The sequence below is a fragment of the Streptomyces muensis genome, assembly GCF_021474425.1.
In the GTDB taxonomy this organism is placed as follows: domain Bacteria; phylum Actinomycetota; class Actinomycetes; order Streptomycetales; family Streptomycetaceae; genus Streptomyces; species Streptomyces muensis.
On the sequence record NZ_JAKEIP010000385.1, the window covers coordinates 1 to 5,889 of the forward strand.

The following is a 5,889-nucleotide window of genomic DNA, read 5'->3' on the forward strand; positions in this document are numbered from 1 at the left end:
GTGGAGCTGGGGCCCGGGGACTACATGACGTATCGCGGGGATGTGCCGCACGCGTACGAGGCGCTGGCGCCCGGGACGACGTTCGTGCTGATCATGCAGCACGTGTGAGGAAAGGCAGGAGCCCCGTTGCCTTGCGGCACGGGGCTCCTTGGGTACTGCTATCTGTTCCGGATCAAAGCACCAGGCTCCGAGACCGAAGACTCAGACCGGGGTGACGTTCTCCGCCTGCGGACCCTTCGGGCCCTGCGTCACGTCGAAGGAGACCTGCTGGTTCTCCTCCAGCGAACGGAAACCGCTCGCGTTGATCGCGGAGTAGTGAACGAAGACGTCGGGGCCGCCGCCTTCCTGGGCGATGAAGCCAAAGCCCTTTTCGGCGTTGAACCACTTCACGGTTCCGGTAGCCATAAGCCCTCCTTGGGCCCAAAGGGTTGCCCTGCTCCAGAACCCTGCAAGTGTGAAAACAAGATGCCGCACAACTGCATACGTCTGAAAACGACGAGAGCCCGCGGTCACATGCTCCGCAGGCTCTGTACTGCAAGGGAAACCAAACTGCAACTTGCGGCGAGCCTAGCACGCGGGCAGCCGAAAGCAATAGAGGTCAAGATCACGTCACTCGGATGTTTGAAGATCGAGTGTCGGCTTGACGGAAGGATCCCGTGTCGGCTTGACGAAGCGGGGGTGAAGGGCGGCTGTGACGGAGGTGTCACGACCCTGAGGACTGCACGCTACCCCATGGGGTCTACTGTCGCGATGTGGACAATTCTCGCACCCGGCCGCGCGTAGGCCACATCCAGTTCCTGAACTGCCTGCCCCTGTACTGGGGGCTCGCGAGAACGGGCACGCTCCTCGACTTCGAGCTGACCAAGGACACCCCGGAGAAGCTCAGCGAGCAGCTCGTGCGCGGCGATCTCGACATCGCGCCGATCACCCTCGTCGAGTTCCTGCGCAACGCCGACGACCTGGTCGCCTTCCCCGACATCGCGGTCGGCTGCGACGGCCCCGTGATGTCCTGCGTGATCGTCTCGCAGGTCCCGCTGGACCAGCTGGACGGCCGCCGGGTCGCCCTCGGCTCGACCTCGCGCACCTCCGTCCGCCTCGCCCAGCTCCTCTTCGCCGAGCGTTACGGCGTACGGCCCGACTACTACACCTGCCCGCCCGACCTCAGCCTGATGATGCAGGAGGCGGAGGCGGCCGTCCTCATCGGGGACGCCGCGCTGCGGGCCAACCTCCTCGACGGGCCGCGCTACGGCCTCGAAGTGCACGACCTCGGCTCGCTCTGGAAGGAGTGGACCGGTCTGCCGTTCGTCTTCGCGGTCTGGGCGGCGCGCCGGGACTACCTGGAGCGCGAGCCGGTCATCACCCGCAAGGTCCACGAGGCCTTCCTCGACTCCCGCAACCTCTCCCTGGAGGAGGTCGGCAAGGTCGCCGAACAGGCGGCCCGCTGGGAGGCCTTCGACGAGGCGATCCTGGAGCGGTACTTCACGACCCTCGACTTCCGCTTCGGCGGCCCGCAGCTGGAGGCGGTCGCGGAGTTCGCCCGCCGGGTGGGTCCGACCACGGGATTCCCGGCGGACGTGAAGGTGGATCTGCTCCAGCCGTAGAGTTTCACCGGCGGATTGAGCCGTACGGGGGAAGGGTGGACGCCGATGCAGCCGCTCGGAGTTGACGAGCCCACCGCCGTCGGACCGTACCGGCTGCTCGGCCGGCTCGGCTCCGGCGGCATGGGCCGGGTGTACCTGGGCCGCAGCGTGGGCGGTCGTACGGTCGCCGTCAAGATCGTGCATCCGCACTTCGCGCTGGACGAGGAGTTCCGCGCCCGCTTCCGCCGGGAGGTGGAGGCCGCGCGGCGGGTGGGCGGCGCCTGGACGGCACCCGTGCTGGACGCGGACCCGGAGGCGGCGGTGCCGTGGGTGGCCACCGGGTACGCGGCGGGTCCCTCACTGGCCGCCGCGGTCACGGACTCGGGCGCGCTGCCCGCCCATTCCGTACGGGCGCTGGGCGCCGGGCTGGCCGAGGCGCTGGCGGCCGTGCACGAACTGGGCCTGGTGCACCGGGACGTGAAGCCGTCGAACGTCCTGCTGACCCTGGACGGCCCGCTGCTGATCGACTTCGGCATCGCCCGGGCCACGGACGGCACCGCGTCCCTGACGTCGACCGGCGTCTCCATCGGCTCCCCGGGCTACATGTCGCCCGAGCAGATCCTCGGCAAGGGCGTCACGGGAGCGGCGGACGTCTTCTCGCTGGGCGCGGTGCTGGCGTACGCGGCGACCGGGCAGCCGCCGTTCCCCGGGGACTCGTCGGCGGCGCTGCTGTACAAGGTCGTGCACGAGGAGCCCGAACTCGGGCCGCTGGACGGCGAGGTGCGCGAGCTGGTGGCGGCCTGTCTGGCCAAGGAGCCGGGCGCGCGGCCCGCTCCGGCCGAGCTGGCGCGCCGGCTGGCTCCGGACGGTGCGGCCCGGCTGGTGACGGGCGGGTGGCTGCCGGGCGGGCTGGTCGAGCAGGTCAGCCGCAGCGCGGTGCAACTGCTGAACCTGGATGCGGGCGACACCGGGGCGGAGGCCGCCTCGGGGCCGGTGGCGTTCAGCCGGGCCGCGACGGTCGGGGAGTTCGGGCCGCCGCCGGTGATGCCCGGGGTGCCTGGGAGTGCGGTGCGGGCGAGCGATGTCTCGGCGCCCGAGACCAGGCCGCCCGCTGTCGTGCCCGAGCCGCGCGACGCCGTGTCCGCACCGCACGATGCCGTGCCGCAGGACACGGCCCCGGGCGATCGGCCCGGCAAGCTGTCCCTCTCGGTCGCGGCGGCCTCGACGCCCGGGGAGGGCGGCCGGGGCCGGCGGCTGAGCTGCACCGTGGCGCTCGCGGTGGCGGGGGCGCTGGCCGCGGTGACCTTGGGGTCGGTGTTCGTGTTCGAACTGCTGCCGGGCGAGGGCAAGGACACCAACGCCGGATCCGAGGTCCCCTCGCCCGCGGCGCCGGGTGACGGCGGCGTGTCCGGCGCGCCGATCGGAAGCGACGTACCCGATCGCTATGTCGGAACCTGGGAGGGCAAGGCCAACGCCCTGAACGGTGCCCTGCCGGCCGGTACCTTCCGGCTCACCGTGCACAAGGCCGCCCTCGGCGAGGAGGTGGGCACGCTCCGGGCGACGGACCTGCTCGGCCTCGCCTGCAACGACGTACTGACCCTGAAGAAGGCCACGGCGAAGGAACTCGTCGTGACGTCCGTGGGCAGGAAGACCAACCACGGCGGCTGCAACCCGAAACCGCACACCGTACGGATCACGCCGACCGGCGACGACCTGCTGTACCGCTCGGAGAGCGACGCGGAGGGGAACCCCGAGGCGCGGTTGTCGAAGGTCGGCGAGTAGCGGCCCGCCCGGTCGAGTAGCGGCCGGCTCGGTCGAGGAGCGGTGGCAACTCCCGAAACCGCGCTTACTACTGTGTCTTCGCACGCGCGCACGCCGACGGGGGAGATCCACCATGGAGACACTGCAGCCGGACGATCCACGGGAGTTGGGCCGGTACCGACTGCTGCGCAGGCTAGGTGCGGGGGGCATGGGGCGCGTCTATCTGGCCCGTTCGCCCGGCGGCCGTACCGTCGCCGTGAAGGTGGTCCGGCCCGATCTGGCGGCCGACGCCGACTTCCGGGAACGCTTCCGGCACGAGGTCGACATAGCCAGGGCGGTCTCCGGCCGCCACACGGCGCCTGTCGTGGACGCCGACCCGGACGCCGCGCTGCCGTGGCTGGCGACGTCGTACGTGCTCGGCCCCGACCTCACCGACGTGGTCGCCGCGCACGGCGCGCTGCCGGAGCGCACGGTCCGCGCGCTGGGCGCGGGGCTCGCGGCCGCGCTCCAGGAGGTCCACGGGGCGGGCCTGATCCACCGCGACCTCAAGCCCTCGAACGTGCTGCTGGCCGCCGACGGCCCTCGGGTCATCGACTTCGGCATCGCGCGTGCGGTGGACGGAAGTCGTATGACCCAGACGGGGGTCGTGGTCGGTTCGCCCGGTTACATGCCGCCGGAGCAGGCCCTCGGGCAGGACGTCGGGCCGGCCGGTGACGTGTTCTCGCTGGGCGCGGTGCTGGCCTTCGCCGCGACCGGCCGCAGTGCCTTCGGGGACGGTGCCGCCTCGCACGCGGCGCTGCTCTACCAGGTCGTGCACGGGGAGCCGGACCTGGCGGACGTACCGCCGTCGCTCCTCGGGCTGGTCCGGGCCTGTCTGCTCAAGGACCCGGCGCGGCGGCCGGCTCCCGCCGAGGTCGTGGCGGCGCTGGCACCCCGGGGTGTCGGGGACGTCCTGCACGACTGGCTGCCGTCGGCGGTGGCGTCGACGATCGCCACGCACGCGGCGGGCATCCTGGACCTGGAGGCGCCGGAGCAACAGGCGCAGGCGGCGGCACAGTTCGGGCCCGCGCCGGGGTACGGGGACCCGCGGGCGGCCGGATACGGACCGCCGTCCGCCGGTACGGCCCCCGTGCCCGGCTACGGCACACCACCGGGCGGCACCCCCGCGCCGGGCACCCCGGCGCCGGGACACGGCCATCCGCAGACGCCCGCCCCCGGATACGACACCCCGCAGCCCGGCACCGTCCGGCTCGGCTCGTCCCCCGCGCCCGCTCCCTCCCGGCGCCGCGCCCTCTCCCTCGCCCTGGGCGGTGCGGCCGCCGTCGCCGCGGTCGGCGGCGGCACGGCGTGGTGGTTCGGCAAGGAGGACGACACCTCGGGCGCGGCGACGGGCAAGGGCGGCGGTGGTCAGGGCGGCCAGGGTGCCTCGGCCGAACCCGCCGACGAGACGTTCACCGCCCCGCCGGCCGGGGTGGCGCCGCAGCCGTTGTGGCGCAAGACGGTCGCCGACGACAGCACCAGCACGTCGGTACCGCTGCTCGTCCACAAGGGCTTGCTCCTGGTCAGCGGCGACCCGCTGGTGGCGTACGACGTGAAGACCGGCAAGGTCCGCTGGTCCAAGCCGGACATCTGTCCCGCGGGTGCCCAACTCCTCTTCCACGGCGGCAAGGTGTTCCTGTCCGACGGCGGCGTCGACGGCATCCTCGTCGCCTACGACGCCGCCACCGGTGAGGAGGCGTGGCGCAGTCGGCTCGGCAAGTCGCTGGACGTCCAGGACACGATCGCGATCGACGACAAGAACGTCTACGTCACGGTGACCGACTTCAGCGACGCCAAGTCCGCCACCGACTACCGCACCGCGGTCGCCGCCATCAGCCACACCACCGGCAAGAGGGTGTGGCTGCAGAAGCGCGACTGGGGCACCGACGACTACGACGTCGAGGGCACGGTCTCCGGCCGGTACCTGGTCTACACCGACTCCAAGTTCAACGTCACCGTCCGCGACACCGCCACCGGCACCCAGCTGTGGTCCAAGAAGATCGGCGACGACTGGAGCTGGCGCCCCACGGTCGCGAACGGGCTGGTCTTCCTGCCGGGCGAGAAGCTGACGGCGGTCGACGCGGAGACGGGGAAGACGCGCTGGGCCCTGTCCCCGAACGGCCGGCGCGGCTTCAACGACCCGACGGTCATCGACGGTGTGCTCTACGTCAAGGACTACGACCGCGGCGTATGGGCCGTCAACGTCCGGACCGGCAAGCGGATCTGGCTCTGCGACGAGAACAACAGGGGAGCGCAGACGTTCCGCAAGGCCGGGACGACGCTGTACGGGGCGGGTTCCTCGCTGGGCGGCGGCGTCGCCGCCATCGACGCCAGGACCGGCAAGGTCCGCTGGACCTTCACCGACGACAGCGACTACGACGAATGGCAGATCGCCCTCGCCGGGAACCGGCTGATGGTGGCGAACGGCGCGGAGATCTACGCCATGCCCGCCGTCTGAGACCCCGCCCTCAGTCGCCGCCCCCGCCACCGCCTCCACCGTCGCCGCCCC

General features: G+C 72.0%; 4 protein-coding genes and 1 pseudogene. 4 read left to right on the plus strand and 1 reads right to left on the minus strand.

Annotated elements, in window-relative coordinates; all coding sequences use genetic code 11:
* Window positions 1–108 (plus strand): annotated as a pseudogene (locus L0P92_RS41350) (DNA-binding protein); the annotation flags it as partial.
* A 93-nt stretch (window positions 109–201) separates the two neighbouring features.
* On the opposite strand, the gene L0P92_RS41355 reads toward L0P92_RS41350, so the two are convergent.
* Window positions 202–405 (minus strand): cold-shock protein, encoded by a 204-nt coding sequence (locus tag L0P92_RS41355; RefSeq protein WP_003992177.1) that lies wholly within the window; start codon window positions 403–405, stop codon window positions 202–204.
* Window positions 406–752: 347 nt separating this feature from the next.
* Between L0P92_RS41355 and L0P92_RS41360 the strand changes: the two genes are divergently transcribed.
* The 3 genes from L0P92_RS41360 (at window position 753) to L0P92_RS45350 (ending at window position 5,838) form a co-directional block, all read left to right on the plus strand.
* Window positions 753–1,601 (plus strand): menaquinone biosynthetic enzyme MqnA/MqnD family protein, encoded by an 849-nt coding sequence (locus L0P92_RS41360; protein ID WP_234768289.1) that lies wholly within the window; start codon window positions 753–755, stop codon window positions 1,599–1,601.
* A 45-nt stretch (window positions 1,602–1,646) separates the two neighbouring features.
* Window positions 1,647–3,362 carry a serine/threonine-protein kinase gene (locus L0P92_RS41365; protein WP_234768290.1) on the plus strand — a complete coding sequence of 572 codons (1,716 nt, stop codon included), beginning with the start codon at window positions 1,647–1,649 and terminating at the stop codon, window positions 3,360–3,362.
* A 112-nt stretch (window positions 3,363–3,474) separates the two neighbouring features.
* Window positions 3,475–5,838, plus strand: coding sequence for a protein kinase domain-containing protein (locus tag L0P92_RS45350; protein WP_273634153.1), 2,364 nt, complete (start codon window positions 3,475–3,477; stop codon window positions 5,836–5,838).
* Window positions 5,839–5,889: the final 51 nt, after the last annotated feature.